Below are 18654 nucleotides of genomic sequence, written 5' to 3' on the forward strand. Positions count from 1 at the left end.
CTCTGAGTGAGGTGATTCGGTGAACGGCCGACCCGATGCCACCGACGAGCAGTGGGAAGGGCTCGCCGAGGTCGTACCGCTCCGCAGCAGCAGCGAATGGCCCTCCTGGCCCGACCACCGCGCCCTCCCCGAGGAGGAACCCGCGGAGGAGATGCGGCGGTTCATCGTCATCCGCGTACAGACCTTCGCGGACGCCCGCGAGGTCGCCGAGTACCTCATGGCGCAGATCCCCGTCCTGCTGGACCTCAGCAGCGCCGACTCCGATGTCGCCAAGCGCATCCTGGACTTCTCCAGCGGCGTCGTGTTCGGCCTGGGCAGTGGAATGCACCGCGTCGACACCAACGTGTTCCTGCTGGCGCCGGTCGGTACGGAGGTCGCGGAACCTGCGGGCGGCACCGTCCCCCGTTCGTAGGAAGAGCTGTTGGGCGTAACGGTTCTCCGTGCGGACCGATGCATAGCGTCCCCGTATGGATACCGACAGTGCACGACCTGCGGTCACCGAATTACGGCTGTCCGCCTTCAAAACCCACCGAGGGGTCACCCTGCCGCTGGGCCCCCTGACACTGCTGAGCGGGGAGAGCGGCAGCGGCAAGTCCAGCGCCCTGCAGGCGTACGAGATCCTCTCCCGGCTCGGCAGCGGGGAGTCGCTGGCGCGGGCGGTCGAGGCGGTGGCCGGCGGCGCGTCGGCGTGCGTTCCGGCAGGTGCGCGCCCCGACGATCAGGGGCGGCGCGGCTTCCGCATCGGCTGCACGGTCGACGGCCCGGCCGGCCCCGTCATGCTCGATCTCGCCGTACAGGCAGAACCTGAACTGCGCATCGTCGGGGAGCGGTTGACCGGTGGCGGTGAGACGCTGCTCACCACGGCGCTCACCGACCCGGCCCGCCCCGCCGTCCAGGCGGCCTGGCACACGGCGGGCGCCACCCCCGTGACCCGCGCCCCGCTCCCCGACGACCGACTGGGCACCTCGCTGCTGCCGCTGCGTGTCGCGGGCAAGACGGCGGGGCAGCGCCTGGTGCTGGCCGCGGCCGAGCAGGTCGTGGTCGCGCTCCGATCCGCCTTCGCGTGCGACCCGCGTCCGGAGGTCATGCGGGGCGCGGGGCAGGAGCGGGCGGGCGCCGTTGCGGGTGGTGCGGGGCGGGCCGTTGAGGCACGCGGTGGTGACGGGGGTGGCGGGGGTGGCGCCGGGCGAGGGGGCGGGGCGGCGCGCGGTAGTGGCAAGGGCGGGAACTCCGCGCGGGGGAGCGCGAACAAGCGGGGGAGGCCGGCGAGCCGGGGCGGTGGCGAGGCCGGCGGCTGGGGCCGCGACGCCGACGCGGAACCGGACGAGGGCAGGCTGAGGTCGTCCTGCGACAACCTCCCCGCAGTCCTCGATCGGACGAGCCGCGAGTGCGCGCGACGGCATGCGGTACTGGTCGCGGCCGTACGGGATGCCTGTAACGGCCCTGTCGACGGGTTGCGAGCGATCCCTCGGCAGCCGGATGCCACGGACAAGGGGGCTGTGCCCGGTGCGGCGGCCGGTGCGACGGGCGCGCGGGGCACGGCAGGCGGGGCCGTGGCCGGCCTCGACGCGGGTGACCGTGGCGTAGCGCCGGGAGCGCCGAAGGCCACGGGGTGGCAGGGGTCGCCAGGTTCGCCCGGCGCGCCGGGGTCGCCGGTTTCGACACTCTCGTCAGGCGTCGGGCAGGCGTCGAGGGGCACTGTGACAAGCCGGGTGGGGCAGGCCGCTCCGGCGGGGCAGGCGGACCGGTCGGGCCACCGGGTGGTGGGGAAGGCGGGCCAGGCAGGTCAGACACCTCGTGTGAGCGACAAGGGGGAGGGCGCGGCGGGCGGCGTCCAAGCCGTGGTCGACCGGGGTGCGCTGGGCGTGATGCCCGTTGAACAACTCGGCGACGGCGAACTCCGCTTTCTCGCCCTGGCGCTGGTACTGCTCACGGGGCCCGGGGTGCTCGCAATGGACCCGGCGGGCGAGATCCCGTCCGCTCAGCAGCAGCTGACGGTCATGGCGGACGGCATGGACCGCTGCATGGACCGCAGGCAGGCGCGCGAGCTGGTGTCGCTGGCCGTACGGATGGCTGAACGCGGGCACGTCCGGCTGCTGGGGACGGTAAGGGACCCGTCGGTCGCCGAAGGGCTGCCCGGTGTGCAGGTGCTACACCTAGGGGCATGAGTGAGGATCTTCATGCCCTGCAGCGGCGACTGGCCGAATTCGCGGCGGCCCGGGACTGGCAGCAGTACCACACGCCCAAGAACCTGGCCGCGGCGCTCAGTGTCGAGGCGGCCGAACTGGTCGAGATCTTCCAGTGGTTGACCCCGGAGGAATCGGCGAAGGTGATGTCCGACCCGCGGCGGGCCGGCCGCGTCGAGGACGAGGTCGCCGATGTGCTGGCGTACCTGCTGCAGTTCTGCGAGGCGCTCGGCATCGACGCCCTGACGGCACTCGCCGCGAAGATCGAGCGCAACGAGTCCCGATTCCCTGCGGTTCGCGAGGCGCGACCGGACCGGCCCCGGGGGAGCGAAGGCGAGGCGGAGGAGTAGGCGGAGGAGTAGGCGTAGGGGTAGGTGGGGGCAGGGGAGCGGAGGAGTGGGCGTAGGGGTAGGTGGGGGCAGGGGAGCGGAGGTGTAGGGGGATAGGGGAGCGAGGGGGGAGGGGGGATGGCGTCCGACGCCTTTCCTCTCGCCGCCCTGCGCCTCCCTCTCGGCGCGTGTCCGCGTCGTCGTGCGTTCCGCCCCTGCCCCCTCTCTGCCAGCTCCTCCCTCGGTCATTTCCCAGTAGCCGGCCCGGCGCTGGGGGACGGCGGCTCCCTCGGCATCCGCCCCCTCGGCATCCGCCCCTGCGCTGCGTGCCCCCGGTCTTCGCGTCCTCATCACCCTCGTCGCCCTCTTGCTCGCTTCCGTATCCGGCCCCTCTCTCGGTGCTGTGGATCGGGCTGCGCGGAGGGATAGCAGTCATCGGCGCGCCGGTAGTGCCTTACGGGGCGTGTGTGCCGTCGAGTGGTAGCGGGGCACATGGAGCCAGAGTGGCCTGTGCGCTTGGAGTGCTCTCCGGCAGGCCATTGGTTACGCTCCGGAGTCATGGATCTTTCCACATCGCCTTGCTTGTCCACAGATTTGCGAAATTCTCTGGTGTTTTCGGCTGCCAGCCCTCACTCTGGGTAATGACAAGGTGTAGGGCGGACGCGAGTGAGGGTGGAAGGAGGGGGCGCGGATGGACGCGGTGCGGATCATCGCGGCCAGTCGGCGCGGTCTGGCGCAGGCGAACACGGTCCAGGACGTGATTGTCGAGGCGTGGCAGGCGCAAGCTTTAGCCGAGGCGATCGGCAGCCATATCGCGATATTCGGGCCGTACGAAGTGCGGTCCAGAGCGCGAGGGTTGGGCGACGCGGGCGGGCGGTTCAGCGGGGGACTGCTGTGCCCGGTGTCGGCAACCGGAGGGCTGAGGGCGGCTCAGCTGTCCGAAGTGCGGGACGTCAAGGCCGCTTTGACGGGGCTGTGCCTACTGCTGAGAGAAGTGTGCGAAGCGCTGGTGAACGTAGTGTGCTCGGCTGACGAGGAGGGGATGTACTGGACCTGCGTCGAGGCCATGGATACGGCCGATGAATCGAGAGACCGGGTGACCGGAATACTCGAAAAACTGGAGTTGCGAGACCGGGACCCCGCGTGACGCCATGCGCAATCTCGCAGCCGCCACGTAGGTGTGGGGTGCCATGCGCGGTGACACTTCGGAGTCCGTCCACTCCGGCACGAAGCTACTCGCCCTCCGGCCACCCGAGCGGTGCGTGACCACGACGTTCAGGCAGGCGCCATTACGGCCTCAGGCCCCGGCTGCGACTTGCGAGCGGTAACTCTCGCCACCGCCAACTCATCACGAATGCTCACGAGATGAGCAGGGACTCCGGAGGCGGCGACGGCCCCCGCCCCCCCCGCACAGAGCCGACAGAGCTCACGGAGATGCTCGAATCCACGGCAGATCGATCCCTCGGCCGGGACTCTCCGCCCGCACTCGCCCCGGACCGCTGATCTGCGCAGGCGCAGCCCCCCCCGTGGTCACCCACCTCTACAGGCTGGGGCTATCTCCCCCAGTCCATACAGTCGCCTCCCCAAATAGCTGCCGACCACAATCCACCCCACCCCACCCCACTCCACCCCGCTTCACCCAACCCCACCCCGCGCGGCGCAAGTAATTGGCCGCTTTCCAGGGCCTATTGAATGACCCAACCCAGTGATCGACGCGGCCTCACGGTTGGTATGCCGTTGAGCGTGCAGGATGGAGGCATGGATCTACGAATTTTCACGGAGCCTCAGCAGGGGGCCTCCTACGACACCCTTCTTACCGTCGCCAAAGCCACCGAGGATCTCGGCTTCGACGCTTTCTTCCGCTCCGACCACTATCTGCCGATGGGCAACGCGGACGGCTTGCCCGGCCCGACGGATGCCTGGATCACGCTTGCCGGTCTCGCCCGAGAGACCAAGCGCATCCGCCTCGGCACCCTCATGACGGCGGGGACCTTCCGTCTCCCGGGGGTGCTGGCCATCCAGGTCGCGCAGGTCGACCAGATGTCCGGTGGGCGGGTGGAGCTGGGCCTCGGAGCGGGCTGGTTCGAAGACGAACACAGGGCGTACGGCATCCCGTTCCCGAAGGAGAAGTTCGCACGGCTGGAAGAACAGCTGGCGATCGTCACCGGCCTGTGGGCGACCGAGGCAGGAAAGGAGTTCAGCTACGACGGCATCCACTACCAGCTTGAGCAGTCGCCCGCGCTCCCCAAGCCTGCCCAGGGCAAGGTGCCGGTGCTGGTCGGAGGCCACGGCGCGACGCGTACGCCACGACTGGCGGCGCAGTACGCCGACGAGTTCAACATCCCCTTCGCCTCCCTGGAAGACACCGAGCGCCAGTTCGGCCGGGTGCGTGCGGCTGCCGAAGTCGCCGGGCGAAAGGGTGACGACCTGGTGTACTCCAACGCCCTTGTGGTCTGCGTCGGTAAGGACGACGCCGAGGTGGCGCGGCGGGCCGCAGCCATCGGACGGGAGGTGGAAGAACTCAAGGCCAACGGTCTGGCGGGCTCTCCCGCCGAGGTCGTCGACAAGATCGAACGGTACGCCTCCGTCGGTGCGTCCCGCTTCTACCTCCAGGTGCTCGACCTCGACGACCTGGACCACTTGGAGCTGATCTCCTCGCGCGTGCAGTCCCAGCTGAGCTGACGGCAGAGACCAATAGGGAGTAGGGGTTCGTCTCCCCTCCTTTTGATGAGCATGACTATGAGTTGCTCCGGCTCCGGCTCCGGCTTGGGGTCTCGGTCGGGGCCGGGTGACGTATGGGCGACGCTGCCGAAAGCTCTTTTTCCGGGCTGGCGGCATCGGACGGGCTCGGGGGCACGGGTAGCCGCCGAGGCCGGAAGCGGCAGCGCCGCCCTTCCGCGGATCGGCCTCGGCGCCCTGCTGAACAAGCACCTCGATCATGCGTAGTGGTGCTCGACGCTGTGCGGCGTGTATGTGGTCTGCATCGCGATCTCCGCGCAGCATTGCCCGGGCGCAGTGCCATTGGGCGTGGCGGACCGCAGGCCGGCACCCGGGGCCGGAAGACGAGGGGACGCGGGCGGGCCGGGCTGAACGAGCGGTGCCGGGCAGCGAGTGGATTGGTGCGGGCGGGTGCGCGGCGGGTGTGGGTCGGGGCGGGGGCCAGGGCTGAAAGTCAGGTGGGGGCTGTTCGCGGTGGCCTAGCGTCTCGTGCTCGTGCTCGTGCTCTGGGAGAGGCGGAGCGAGGGGCGTGGACGCCGGGGGCAATGGCAATGGGCGTGGGCGGCGGCTGCCATTGGTTGCGGTTGGCGCGATGTAGGGGCTGACCGTGGCCGCTTGTGCCCTGTGTCGGTTTCCGGGGCTGGGCACCTGGTGTGCCGGTTTCCGGTCTCGGATTGTGCCGAGATCTTTCGACATCCCGTGACGACGCTCGCGCGGGCGTGGAAACGGCCAAGATGGGGAGATGGGATTCCAAGTCGACTCCGAGGCCGGGCGGCTGCGCCGCGTCATTCTGCACCGCCCCGATCTGGAGCTGAAGCGGCTGACGCCGTCGAACAAGGATGCGTTGCTCTTCGACGACGTGCTGTGGGTGCGCCGGGCGCGGGCCGAGCACGACGGGTTCGCGGACGTGCTCCGGGACCGGGGCGTGGAAGTGCACCTCTTCGGGGATCTGCTGGCCGAGAGCCTGGAGATCCCGGAGGCGCGGAACCTTGTCCTGGACCGGGTCTTCGACGAGAAGGAGTACGGTCCGCTGGCCACCGACCATCTGCGGACGGCCTTCGACGAGCTGCCTGTGCCCGAACTCGTCGAGGCGCTGGTCGGTGGGATGACCAAGCGGGAATTCCTGGAGCGCTACCCCGAGCCGACCTCGGTTCGCTTCCATGTGATGGACCTGGACGACTTTTTGCTGGGGCCGTTGCCCAACCACCTCTTCACCCGCGACACCTCGGCGTGGATCTATGACGGAGTGTCGATCAATCCGATGCGCTGGCCGGCTCGGCAGCGTGAGACGGTGCATTACGAGGCGATCTACCGGCACCACCCGTTGTTCCTCGGCGAGGATTTCCACGTCTGGTCGGAGGGTCAGGCCGACTTCCCCTCCACGATCGAGGGCGGGGACGTCCTGGTGCTCGGCAGTGGTGCGGTGTTGATCGGCATGAGCGAGCGGACCACTCCGCAGGCCGTGGAACTGCTGGCGCGCGGGTTGTTCGCGGCGGGGTCCGCGCGGTGCATCGTGGCGCTGGACATGCCTAAGCGCCGTGCGTTCATGCACCTGGACACCGTCATGACCATGATCGACGGAGATACCTTCACGCAGTACGCCGGGCTGGGGATGTTGCGCTCGTACACCATCGAGCCGGGCTCGGGCGACCAGGACCTGAAGGTCACCGACCATCCGCCGGAGCACATGCACCGCGCCATAGCGGCAGCTCTCGGCCTGGCCGACATCCGGGTCCTGACCGCGACGCAGGATGTGCACTCCGCGGAGCGTGAGCAGTGGGACGACGGCTGCAACGTGCTGGCGGTGGAGCCGGGCGTGGTGGTGGCGTACGAGCGGAATGTCACCACGAATACCTTCCTGCGCAAGCGCGGCATCGAGGTGATCACGATTCCGGGGAGCGAGCTGGGTCGGGGACGTGGTGGGCCGCGCTGTATGAGCTGCCCGGTGGAGCGGGATGCGGTGCCCGGAGCGGGACCGGGAGCGGGGCGGGGATAGGAGCGGGGGCAGGGCAGGGGCAGGGGCGGGGTCTGTCCAGGAGCGGCACTGCCTGGTCCCCGAGATGCGACAGCCCACAGTCGACGGCTCACGCGCACGCTCACAGCCGACCCGGCACCCGGTACCTGCCGTTAGGTCGGCACGGAACAGGCCCGGGGTGGTCGGTGGCTGCCGTCCGGGCCTGTTCCGGCTTGTTTCTGGGGCGTGGCTCCTTGCGGTGCCAGCCGCTCCGTTCCGGTACGTCATCCGTTCCGGCAGGACGTACCGGAACGGAGCCGGCCTGCGGGTTGCCTTCCGGGTGGCGGTGAGGCCGATGCGTTTTGGGCTCTGGGGCGTTGCGGCAAGGATGAATGCGGAGGCGTGTCAGCCCGGAGCTGCCGGGACCGGGGAGAGGCTGCGGGTGGGCTGCTCCGTATAGAGATGCATTGGCTTGTATATACTTCCAGGGTTAAGGACCGTCCCCCGACAGCCGCGAACCAGGAGCCCCTCATGGCGATAGACCTCACGGGCCGCCACTTCCTCAAGGAGCTGGACTTCAGCGCCGAGGAATTCCGCCGACTCATCGACCTGGCTGCCGAGCTGAAGGCGGCCAAGCGCGCCGGAACCGAGGTCGCCCGCCTGAAGGGCAAGAACATCGCCCTGATCTTCGAGAAGACCTCGACCAGGACCCGCTGCTCCTTCGAGGTCGCGGCGGCGGACCAGGGGGCATCCACCACCTACCTCGACCCGTCCGGCTCGCAGATCGGGCACAAGGAGTCGGTGAAGGACACTGCCCGGGTGCTGGGCAGGATGTTCGACGGCATCGAGTTCCGGGGGAGTCGCCAGGCGGACGTGGAGGAGCTTGCGGCGCATGCCGGCGTGCCCGTCTTCAACGGGTTGACCGACGAGTGGCACCCGACGCAGATGCTCGCCGACGTGCTGACCATGGTCGAGCACGGTCAGGGCCGGCCCCTGAAGGAGACCGCCTTCGCCTACCTCGGCGACGCCCGCAACAACATGGGCAATTCCTACCTGATCACCGGCGCGCTGCTCGGTATGGATGTCCGGATCGTGGCGCCGCAGCAGCTGTGGCCCGAAGAAGCGGTCGTCGAGCAGGCGCGGGCGCTTGCCGAGAAGAGCGGTGCCCGCATCACCGTCACGGCCGATGTCGCCGAGGGTGTGCGTGGCGCGGACTTCGTCACCACCGACGTCTGGGTCTCCATGGGTGAGCCCAAGGAGGTGTGGGACGAGCGGATCGCGCTGCTCGTTCCCTACGCGGTGACGATGGACGTGCTGCGTGCCACCGGCAAGCCGGAGGTCAAGTTCCTGCACTGCCTGCCCGCCTACCACGACCTGGGTACTGCGGTCGGCCGCGAGATCCACGAGCGGTACGGACTGTCGTCGCTCGAGGTCACCGACGAGGTCTTCGAGTCCGCGCACTCCGTCGTCTTCGACGAGGCGGAGAACCGGATGCACACGATCAAGGCCGTGCTCGTCGCGACGTTGGCCGGCTAGCTGCCCTGCCGTCTGGCCGGGCGGGTGAGCGTCGGGTCGGGCTGACGTATCCCGCCGTGCGCCCTGGCCGCCGTGTGTCTGGAGTCTTCGGTCGGAGGGGTGTGCGGCGGCAGTCGGGGAGTGGCACTGGTCGGGGAGTGATGGCAGCTGGGCGAGGGGCCAGCGGTACACGCCACCCGGCGTAGGGGACGTCACGCCGCATACCCATACGCACAAATGGGCGATCATGCAGGCAAAGCGGCTACCATCGATTCGCTCACGGGGTTCGGACCCACCGGTCCGGGCCCCGACCCGTGTGCGGCCCCACCCCCGGCCGTGCGCGCCCCGCGCCACCAGAAAGCGAACACCCCATGCGTTCTTCAGGTCCGTCCGGACTGCGCATCAAGTCCCCCGACATCCTCGTCGCCGAATCCGGCGCGGATCTCGAAGGTAACGGCCTCAAGCGCAGCATGGGCTTGTTCCAGCTCGTGTGCTTCGGCGTCGGCGCCATCGTCGGCACCGGCATCTTCGTCGGACTGTCCGACACCGTCGCCGAGGCCGGTCCCGCCGTCATCGTCTCCTTCGTACTGGCGGCCATCACCTGCGTTTTCACCGCCTTCTCCTTCGCGGAGCTGGGCGGCGCGATACCGGTTTCCGGCAGTTCCTACTCCTACGCGTACGCGACTCTCGGCGAGCGCACCGCCTTCCTCGTCGGCTGGTGCCTGCTGCTCGAATACGGCATCTCCGTCTCGGCGGTCGCCGTCGGCTGGGGCCAGTACGTGAACGAGCTGCTGGGCAGCCTCATCGGCTGGGAGCTGCCGGCGGCGCTGTCCAACCCGCCCGGTGACGGCGGCATCGTCAACATCCCGGCGGTCATCGTGATGCTGCTCGCCGCGCTCCTCCTTGTCCGCGGAATCCGGGAGAGCGCCCGCGCGACAGCCGCGATGGCGGTGCTCAAGATCGGGATCCTGGCGGTGTTCTGCGTGATCGCCTTCAGCGCCTTCCGGGACGGCAATCTCTCTCCGTTCGCACCGGAGAGCGTCGCCGGCATCACCTCCGGCGCCTCGCTCGCGTTCTTCTCCTACATCGGCTTCGACGCGATCACCACGGCCGGTGAAGAGGTCAAGAACCCGCGGCGCAATATCCCCCTCGCGATCATGATCTGCATCGGGGTGGTCACCGTTCTGTACAGCCTGGTCGCGGTCGCCGCCATCGGCGCGCTCTCCTCCGACCAGGTCGCCGACCAGCCCGCCGCCCTCTCGCTGATCGTCAACAGGGTCACCGGCTCGGCCCTCGGCGGCGGCGTGATCGCCTTCGGCGCGGTGGTCGCCATCGCCTCCGTAGTGCTGGCCGTCATGTACGGCCAGACCCGCATCCTGATGTCGATGTCCCGGGACGGCCTGATCCCCCGGGTCTTCGAGCGGATCTCGCCCCGGACCTCCACCCCCGTCGCCAATACCTGGATCGTCGCGGTCGTCTTCGCGGTCCCGGCCGCGGTCGTCCCCCTGGACGTCGTGATGAACCTGACGACGATCGGGACGCTGGCGGTCATGGCCGTGGTCAATGTCAGCGTGATGGTGCTCCGCCGTACCCGCCCGGCTCTCCCGCGCCGCTTCCGGGTCCCGCTCTACCCGCTCAGCCCGGTGCTCGGCATCGCCTTCTGCGTCTACCTGATCTACGGCACCGGCCTGGAGACCTGGCTCCAGTTCGCCGCCTTCCTGGTCGTCGGCGCACTCGTCTACACCCTCTACGGACGCCGCCACTCGCGCCTGGGCGCTCAGCCCGCGGAAACGGTGGGAGACGGCGATGAGTCCGTGGACCAGCCAAGTGGCGTCGCCCCGGTCCCGGCCCAGCTGTAGCCGCACCCGCAGCTGGTTCGACGGGCCGGGAGGTCTGAGGGAGGGAGCGCGGGAACGGTCCGTCGGTCCGTCGGTCCGTCGGTCCCTCGGTCCCTCGGTCCCTCGGTCGGTCGGTTGGCCGACCGATCAGCCGATCGGCGGGGTTGGATCGGACGTTGGGGGCGGGCCGGTCCGGCACCGTCTGCCCGCAGCGATTCGAGCGCCTGACCCGCGCCGCCCAGGCCCTCACCGTGCCCCTGCCTGACCGCCCGGACCGCACCGCCCCCGGCGTCACCGCCCCGAACACGGAGCCGGACCGCACGGGCGGGGCGTAGCCGTTCTCCTTGCAGGAAACGATGGGCCGCCCGCCGCCCGCCGCCCGCCGCCCGCCGCCCGCCGCCGCACTCGGCGCAGGGCCCCGTGCATAGGCACCAACGGGCAGGTGGCGGGCCCGGTGGGCTCCCGCCCACCATCAAGGGCAGCCACACCCGCCTCCGCCCTACCCGGGTGCGCCGAGCCCCCGGGCCTCCGGCCCTGCCCCCATCACCGCAACCCGGCCCACCGAGCGTGCCCGTACGCGCCCCACGCCCCCCTCAGCCCCCACGGCCCGCCTGCCCCACGCCCACCCGCCACCTCGCACCCGCCACCTCGCACCCGCGACTCCCACCCGCGACCCTTCACCCCTCGCGATATCGCGCTCTCGTGACGACAGTCACGAACCAGTGATAACTTCGAAGGGCAGCAGGAGCCGGTGGCACGGCACGCGCCGGCTCGTACGGGAAAGCCCAGGCATCGCAGCCACACACAGGCACCAGCCGTCCGGCTGAAGGGGGCAGGCAGCCCAATGAGCCCGTTCGCAGGATCCGCCCGCAGCACAAGCGCATGGGAGCACATCCGTGTGACCAGGGACGACGGCATCGTGACCGTCACCCTGGCGCGTCCGGAGAAGCTCAATGCGCTCACCTTCGAGGCATACGCCGACCTCCGCGATCTGCTCGCGGAGTTGTCCAGGGAACGCTCGGCCCGTGCCCTTGTCCTCGGCGGGGAGGGCCGCGGGTTCTGCTCCGGCGGTGACGTCGAGGAGATCATCGGCGCCACGCTCGGGATGGACACGGACCGGCTGCTCGACTTCAACCGGATGACCGGCCAGGTCGTCCGCGCGCTCCGCGAGTGCCCCTTTCCGGTGATCGCGGCCGTGCACGGTGTGGCGGCCGGGGCGGGGGCGGTGCTGGCGCTGGCCGCGGACTTCCGGGTGGCCGACCCCTCGGCACGGTTCGCCTTCCTCTTCACCAAGGTGGGGCTCTCCGGCGGCGACATGGGTGCGGCCTATCTCCTGCCCCGCGTCATCGGGCTCGGGCATGCCACCCGGCTGCTGATGCTCGGCGAGGCCGTGCGCGCACCGGAAGCCGAACGACTCGGTCTGATCAGCGAGTTGGCGGAGGAGGGGCAGGCCGACGAGGCGGCCGCGGCACTCGCCCGGCGGCTCGCCGACGGGCCCGCGCTCGCGTACGCCCAGACCAAGGCGCTGCTCACCGCCGAACTCGACATGCCGCTGGCCGCGGCGGTGGAGATGGACGCCGCCACGCAGGCGCTGCTGATGAACAGCGCCGACTACGCCGAGTTCCACGCCGCGTTCACTGAGAAGCGGGCGCCCAAGTGGCAGGGGAAATAAGGGTGTCCGCGCCGACCGAGGAGCGGCGGACGCCCGCAGGGCCTGGCGAGCATGGCCGGTCCGCGCTGAAGGTCGCCATCCTGGGGGGCGGCCCCGGCGGGCTCTACGCCGCAGCCCTGCTCAAGCGCCTCGACCCGGCCCGCGAGATCACGGTCTGGGAGCGCAACGCCCCCGACGACACCTTCGGCTTCGGCGTCGTGCTCTCCGACGAGACCCTCGGCGGTATCGAGCACGCCGACCCGGTCATCTACCGTGCGCTGCAGGAGGAGTTCGTCCGCTGGGACGACATCGACATCGTGCACCGTGGCCGCACCCTGACCTCCGGCGGCCACGGCTTCGCCGCGCTCGGCCGCCGCCGGCTGCTCGCTCTCCTGCACGAACGCTGCCGTTCCCTGGGCGTACGGCTGATCTTCCGCACCGAGGCGCCGCCGGCCGCCGAACTCGCCCGCGACCACGACCTGGTGATCGCGGCCGACGGCGTGCACAGCACCACCCGCACCGCGCACGCCGACGTCTTCCGCCCGCAGCTGGCCACCCACCGCTGCCGGTACATCTGGCTGTCCGCCGACTTCGCCTTCGACGCCTTCCGGTTCGAGACCGCCGAGACCGGGCACGGCATCGCCCAGCTGCACGGCTACCCGTACGCCCGGACGACGCCCGCCGCCCCCGACCACACCGGATCCCCGACCGGCACCGGCACCGGCATCGACACCACCGTCCCCACCACCGCCTCCACCAGCGGCGACCCCGCCACCGACTCCGCCCCCACCCCCGGCGCCAGCACCGTCATCGTCGAGATGCGCGAAGAGGTCTGGCGGGCGGCCGGACTGGACCGCTGCGACGAGAGTGCCTCGGCCGCGTGGTGTGCCCGGCTGTTCTCCGACGCCCTGCGCGGCCGTCCGCTGCGCTCCAACAACTCCAGCTGGATCGCCTTCAGCACGGTCGTCAATGAACGCTGGTCGCACGGCAGGATCGTGCTGCTCGGGGACGCCGCGCACACCGCGCACTTCTCCATCGGCTCCGGCACGAAGCTCGCCGTGGAGGACGCGCTCGCGCTCGCCGCCTGCCTGGAGGAGCAGGGCAGCCTGCCCGAGGCGCTCGCGGCGTACGAGGCCGAGCGCCGCCCCGTCGTCGCCTCCACCCAGCGGGCCGCCCGTGCCAGCCTCGCCTGGTTCGAGGATCTCGCGACCTACGCCGCGCAGCCACCCCACCAGTTCGCCTTCAACCTCCTCACCCGAAGCCGCCGCGTCACCCATGACAATCTCCGCCTGCGCGACGGGGAGTTCGTCACGTCCGTGGCCAAGGAGGCCGGGGTCCCGGCCGGTACGCCGCCCATGTTCACCCCGTTCCGGCTGGGCGATCTGACGCTGCGCAACCGGGTCGTGGTGTCGCCGATGGACATGTACTCCGCCGCGGACGACGACGGGACGCCGGGGGACTTCCACCTCGTTCATCTGGGCGCCCGTGCACTGGGCGGCGCGGGGCTGGTGATGACGGAGATGGTGTGCGTCAGCCCTGAGGGACGCATCACCCCGGGCTGTACCGGGCTCTACCGGCCGGGCCATGAAGAGGCGTGGCGGCGGGTGACGGACTTCGTGCACCACTCCGCTCCCGGCACCGCCATCGGCGTGCAGCTCGGTCACTCCGGCCGCAAGGGCTCCACCAGGCTGATGTGGGACGGCATCGACCAGCCCCTCCAGGACGGCAACTGGCCCATCGTCGCCCCCTCGGCCCTGGCCTACCGCCCGGGCGTCAACCAGGTCCCACACGCACTGAGCGCGCCTGAACTCGTGGCCGTACGCGATCAGTTCGTGGCGTCCGCCGCGTCCGCCGCGCGCGCCGGCTTCGATCTGCTCGAACTGCACTGCGCGCACGGCTATCTGCTCTCGGGCTTCCTCTCGCCACTCACCAACCACCGCACCGACGCCTACGGCGGTGACCTGACGGGCCGGTTGCGCTTCCCTCTGGAGGTCTTCGACGCGGTCCGCGCGGTGTGGCCGGCCGGGCGCCCGATGACCGTCCGTATCTCCGCGACCGACTGGGCGGACGGCGGGACCACCGCCGACGACGCGGTGCACATCGCCGCGGCCTTCGCCGCCCATGGGGCCGACGCCATCGACGTCTCCACCGGGCAGGTCGTCCCCGACGAGCGCCCCGACTTCGGCCGGTCCTACCAGACGCCGTTCGCGGACCGTATCCGCAACACCCTCGGCGTGCCGGTGATCGCGGTCGGCGCCATCTCCTCCTGGGATGACGTCAACTCCCTTGTCCTGGCCGGGCGCGCGGACCTCTGTGCCCTGGCCAGACCTCATCTGTACGACCCGCACTGGACGCTGCACGCCGCCGCGGAACAGGGGTACACCGGCCCCGGCGCGCCCTGGCCGCCGCCCTACGGAGCGGGCAGTCGAACCCCGCCCACCGGACGTACCGACGCGCCGAAGCCCCGCCTCACGCTGCGATGACGGGGAGGCCGGAAGCAGCGGGGGCGGGGCCGAAAGGGGGGCGGTGGAAGAGCCGCCGGTGCGTCGTCAGTGCGTTGTCAGCGCGTAGTCAGTGAGCCGTCAGCGAGCTTTCGTCGGTGCGTACTGTCCTGTCGCTGATCCGGCGCTGATCCGGCGCGATCCGTCAGGGTGCCGGCACGCTGGTGATCTGCGCCGAGAGCACCAGCTTGTCGTGCTGCTCGATGTCGACCTCGACCTGCCGGCGACCGTCGTCGTAGCGTCCGGTGGTCCGCGCCCGGACCCAGGAGGGTGCGTCCATCTCCGCGTACCGCTCGAAGGCGCATTCCAGCGTGATGGGCAACGCGAATCCGGGCGTCGCCGCCTGGGCGGCCTGCCGGGCGGCCTCGACCATCAGCATGCCGGGGGCGTGGTCCACGGGGTGGTCGAAGAGCACCGGGTGCGAGGTGTCCACCCGCAGCTGCCAGTGATCGGGGCGGTTCGTGGGGGAGAGCACCACGTCCCGGGTGCGGTCCCGGGCGACGAGTTGGGGTGCGACGGCCTCGGGGACCGGCAGCTTCCGGGCGTTGGCGAGCGCCAGGTCGCCGTATTCGCCGCGCAGCCGGCGGTAGACGGCCGGGCTGTGACAGGAGAAGTCGAGCATGGCGGTGGCCAGGTCGGCCCCGTCACACCGGATGCGGAAATCCTGGCGGGCGCTGATCACACGCTTTCCGCGCCGGACCACATCATGGTCGGTGACGTGCAGGGTCACCTCTGCCGGGGTCTCCGCCGTACGCAGGGCCTGGGGCGAGAGGTCGCAGCGGACCCGCTGCCAGATGATCGGGTGGTCGAGGGGCACGTCGTGCGCGACGTGGCTCAGTAATATCCCGGCCTGCCGCACGGTCTCTATCACCAGCATCGGGTCGTGCAGCCCGTTCACCGGGCCGTAGAAGCAGTGCGCCCGCGGCCACTGCGCGCTCACCGCCCAGCGGTCGGCACCGTCGCGACGCCAGTTGGTCAGGAAGACCTCCGAGACGGCGGTGCGGTGGACGAACTCGCGGGGCACCGTCGTGGTGAGTTCCGGGGGTCGGTTTCCAGGAGTGGGCCGGCAAGCGAACTCGTCGTGCCGATGGCGTGCGTGCGACGTAAGGGTGGCGCTGGCCATGTGGGGTCCCTTCGGATGGGCAGCTCTCGGTGCCCTGCCCTGCGGGCGGAGCATTTGGTAACGGAGGTGCGTGACCAAAGATACGAACCATGTGGTTTGTTTTCCAGTGTCGAAGGGGTCATATCCCGTCCGGGCGGAGGCCGGCAGGAGTCAGGCGATCAGATTCACGCAGCGGCCGTGCGGGTCGAGGTGGCTCAGTGCGCCGGGCGAAGCGAGCCCCGGCAGGGTGTGCTTCCACAGGGCGGTGACCCGCTCCGGCAGGTCGGCGCGGTTGGTGGCGGCCCGTGAGAACAGCTGCACGCCCATGTAGGCGGCGACGAAGAACTCCGCCGCCCGGTCGGGCGCGACAGCGGGCAGCAGCTCCCCGTTGTCCCGCGCCTCGGTGAACATCGTGGTGATGATGTCGGTCCACGCCTGGTAGGGGACCAGGGGGTCCTCGCTGAATGTCGTCTCGACCGCGATACGCGTCCCTGCCTGCAATAACGGGTCACTGCGCAGTGCCAGCGCCACCTGGTGGGTGAAGTCGATGGCGTCCTGCAGCCGGGAATCGCTGACCGGGGGGAGGAAAGGGTCGGTCTGTTCCGTGATGACCGCGCGGGCCAAGGCGTCCTTGGAGGTGAAGTGAAAGTAGACGGCTCCCTTGGTCACCCCGGCGCGCTGGATGATCTCGGCCATCGTGGCGGCCTGGTATCCGCGGGTGCCGATGACGTGGGCCGCTGCTTCGAGGACGGCGCGTCGCGTACGCACTGCGCGTTCCTGCTTGACCACCGATCATCCTCCGTATGCTCTCTTGGAGTTGTTGTGCCTGAGTGCGACCCGCCGCCCGTGGCCGCGCAGTCTATTTCCGCATCATAAAGAAGCCAACCATGCGGTATTGAATGGCGAAGCCGGTTCGGCGGTGTGGCGCGAGGCCATGTCACCGAGAGCGCTAGGAGCTGTCCGATGTCCCTCACAGCCGTCCCCGCCATGCACCGGGAGATCCGGCTCACGACCCGCGTCGAAGGGGAACTGTCCCTGCGGCACTTCGACGTGACCGAGGTCCCGGTGCCTGAACCGGAGGCCGGACAGGTGTTGGTACGCAACCGCATGATGGCCGTCACCGCCGTGATGCGGACCCAGATGACGGGAATGCGGCTCCCCATACCGTCCTTCGTGCCGGGGAAGGCCCTGTGGGGCGCGGCGATCGGTGAGGTCGTGGCGGCGCCCGACGGCGGCCACGAGGTCGGCGATCTGGTCCATCACCCGTACGGATGGCGGGAGTTCGCCGCGGTCGAGGAGTCGAAGGTGCGGCGCCTGGACCCCGACGCGCTGCCCGCTCTCGGTGCGCACCTGTCGCAGGGCGCCACCGCCTGGGGCGCCCTGCACCGGGCTGCGGAGGTCCTGCCGGGTGACACGGTGTTCGTCACCGGCGCGGCCGGTGGCGTGGGCAGCCTGGCCGGCCAGATCGCGAGGCGGCTGGGCGCCGGCCGCGTCGTCGGCAGCACCGGCTCCGAGCGCAAGGCGGCGCGGCTGCGCGCGGAGCTGGGCTACGACGACACCATCGTGCGCGGCGCGGGCCCGATCGAGGCGCAGCTGCGTCGCGCGGCCCCGGACGGTGTCGACGTCCTGCTGGACACCGTGGGCGGTGAGCAGCTCACGGCCGCGCTTGCGGTGGCCCGCCCGGATGCCCGCTTCGCGTTGGTGGGGGCCCTCTCCAGCCAGCTGGGCGGGGACGGTGGGGTGGCCGCCCCGGTCGCGCTGGACGCGGGGTTGATCATCACCCGCCGGGTGGCGCTGCGCGGCTTCGGGCTGCACGCTCACCCGGACCTCCCTCAGGAGTGGACGAAGGTATTCGGGCGGGGCCTGCGGGACGGCGAACTGGTCTTCCCGCACGCACTGCTGCGAGGTATCGCGCAGGCGCCGCGAGCGCTGTGCGAACTGACGCAGGGGCGCCACATCGGGGCGGTGCTGGTCGAGTTGTGAGGTCGGGCGGCGGGGCCGTACGTGACCGCGCGGCGGGCCGCCCGGGGCGGGCGGGTCAGCCGGCGGGGAGGTGAACGGGCGTCGGGAAGCCGGCCGGCACCGCGTCCCGCGGTGTGCCGGACAGCAGCCCCCACAGGCCGGCCACGGACTCCTCTTCCCACCACGTGCCGTCCTCGCCGCCGAGGTGCAGCAGGCCCACCACGATCGACGTCAGCAGTTGGGCGGTGCGCCGCGGTTCGGTGTCGGACGCCTGGGGGCCGGTCGGCCCGACGGAGGCTCCGGGGCCGATGGGATCGCCGGCCGGGCAGGTCATCGCCTTGTCGAGGAACAGGGCGTACCAGCGCTGTTCCAGCGCGTAGATGCCGAGCCCCGGTGCGGTCTCCGGCCGCAGTCGCAGACCGGCGCGGAGCACCGCGTCGGTCTGCACCCGCCGGAACAGTTCGACGGCGAAGTCGCGTACGGCGATGGCGAGGGGGCGCGTCGAGCGGGTGAGGGCGTCCTCGACCTCTTGCAGGGTCGCCAGGGCGGCATCCCGCACCGCCAGCGTGAGGTCGTCCTTGGAGGTGAAGTGGAAGTACAGCGCCCCCTTGCTCAGGCGGGCCCGTCTGCTGATCTCCACCATCCCCGAGGCGGGAACTCCCCTCTCCAGGAAGGTCTCGGCGGCCGAGCGGATGAGCGCCTGGCGGCTCTGGATGGCGCGATGCTGCGTAGGCACGGTGTCCGTCCCGTCTCTAGTACGGCTGCGAGCTCCCGTGCAGTCTACATAGAAAACCAACCATGCGGTTCGATATGCTGGGGTTGAATGGCTGGATCTGGCACGGGTGTCGCGAAGTCACCGTCCGGGCCTCCGTGTGGGGTTGGGGGACCCCGTGGCGTG

At 70.5% G+C, this 18654-nt stretch carries 14 protein-coding genes; 11 read left to right on the forward strand and 3 right to left on the reverse strand.

The window, feature by feature from the left end:
• The first annotated feature begins 19 nt into the window (after positions 1–19).
• From ACH4FH_RS06375 to ACH4FH_RS06420, 10 genes are all read left to right on the forward strand, one after another.
• Complete coding sequence (locus ACH4FH_RS06375; protein ID WP_398554582.1) at positions 20–412, forward strand: cell division protein SepF; 393 nt, start codon at positions 20–22, stop codon at positions 410–412.
• 55 nt (positions 413–467) lie between these two features.
• Positions 468–2168 carry a biotin transporter BioY gene (locus ACH4FH_RS06380; RefSeq protein WP_398554583.1) on the forward strand — a complete coding sequence of 567 codons (1701 nt, stop codon included), beginning with the start codon at positions 468–470 and terminating at the stop codon, positions 2166–2168.
• Complete coding sequence (locus tag ACH4FH_RS06385) at positions 2165–2536, forward strand: nucleotide pyrophosphohydrolase (protein ID WP_398554584.1); 372 nt, start codon at positions 2165–2167, stop codon at positions 2534–2536. The genes ACH4FH_RS06380 and ACH4FH_RS06385 overlap by 4 nt, the downstream gene beginning before the upstream one ends.
• A gap of 670 nt (positions 2537–3206) precedes the next feature.
• Entirely contained in the window at positions 3207–3662 is a 456-nt protein-coding gene (locus ACH4FH_RS06390; protein WP_398554585.1) for a DUF6099 family protein, read from the forward strand.
• 611 nt (positions 3663–4273) lie between these two features.
• The gene (locus ACH4FH_RS06395) at positions 4274–5197 is read left to right on the forward strand and encodes an LLM class F420-dependent oxidoreductase (protein ID WP_398554586.1); all 924 of its coding nucleotides are present in this window, start codon (positions 4274–4276) and stop codon (positions 5195–5197) included.
• Positions 5198–5975: 778 nt separating this feature from the next.
• Positions 5976–7229, forward strand: a complete 1254-nt coding sequence (locus tag ACH4FH_RS06400) for an arginine deiminase (RefSeq protein ID WP_398554587.1) — start codon at positions 5976–5978, stop codon at positions 7227–7229.
• A 489-nt stretch (positions 7230–7718) separates the two neighbouring features.
• Complete coding sequence (gene argF / locus ACH4FH_RS06405; protein WP_398554588.1) at positions 7719–8723, forward strand: ornithine carbamoyltransferase; 1005 nt, start codon at positions 7719–7721, stop codon at positions 8721–8723.
• A 350-nt stretch (positions 8724–9073) separates the two neighbouring features.
• Complete coding sequence (locus ACH4FH_RS06410) at positions 9074–10561, forward strand: amino acid permease (RefSeq protein WP_398554589.1); 1488 nt, start codon at positions 9074–9076, stop codon at positions 10559–10561.
• An 823-nt stretch (positions 10562–11384) separates the two neighbouring features.
• Complete coding sequence (locus ACH4FH_RS06415) at positions 11385–12212, forward strand: enoyl-CoA hydratase family protein (protein ID WP_398554590.1); 828 nt, start codon at positions 11385–11387, stop codon at positions 12210–12212.
• A 65-nt stretch (positions 12213–12277) separates the two neighbouring features.
• The gene (locus ACH4FH_RS06420; protein ID WP_398554788.1) at positions 12278–14674 is read left to right on the forward strand and encodes an FAD-dependent monooxygenase; all 2397 of its coding nucleotides are present in this window, start codon (positions 12278–12280) and stop codon (positions 14672–14674) included.
• A gap of 163 nt (positions 14675–14837) precedes the next feature.
• Here ACH4FH_RS06420 and ACH4FH_RS06425 read toward each other — a convergent pair whose 3' ends face one another.
• Both ACH4FH_RS06425 and ACH4FH_RS06430 read right to left on the reverse strand, forming a co-directional pair.
• Positions 14838–15815: a ScbA/BarX family gamma-butyrolactone biosynthesis protein gene (locus tag ACH4FH_RS06425; RefSeq protein ID WP_398554591.1), complete on the reverse strand. Its 978-nt coding sequence runs from the start codon at positions 15813–15815 to the stop codon at positions 14838–14840.
• Positions 15816–15965: 150 nt separating this feature from the next.
• Positions 15966–16562, reverse strand: coding sequence for a ScbR family autoregulator-binding transcription factor (locus ACH4FH_RS06430; RefSeq protein WP_398554592.1), 597 nt, complete (start codon positions 16560–16562; stop codon positions 15966–15968).
• A gap of 195 nt (positions 16563–16757) precedes the next feature.
• Between ACH4FH_RS06430 and ACH4FH_RS06435 the strand changes: the two genes are divergently transcribed.
• A complete protein-coding gene (locus ACH4FH_RS06435) occupies positions 16758–17777 on the forward strand; it encodes an MDR family NADP-dependent oxidoreductase (protein WP_398554593.1) in 1020 nt (339 codons plus the stop codon).
• Positions 17778–17832: 55 nt separating this feature from the next.
• On the opposite strand, the gene ACH4FH_RS06440 is transcribed toward ACH4FH_RS06435, so the two are convergent.
• Positions 17833–18492, reverse strand: coding sequence for a TetR family transcriptional regulator (locus ACH4FH_RS06440; RefSeq protein WP_398554594.1), 660 nt, complete (start codon positions 18490–18492; stop codon positions 17833–17835).
• Positions 18493–18654: the final 162 nt, after the last annotated feature.

The organism is Streptomyces sp. NPDC017993 (assembly GCF_044328065.1).
Classification (GTDB): domain Bacteria; phylum Actinomycetota; class Actinomycetes; order Streptomycetales; family Streptomycetaceae; genus Streptomyces.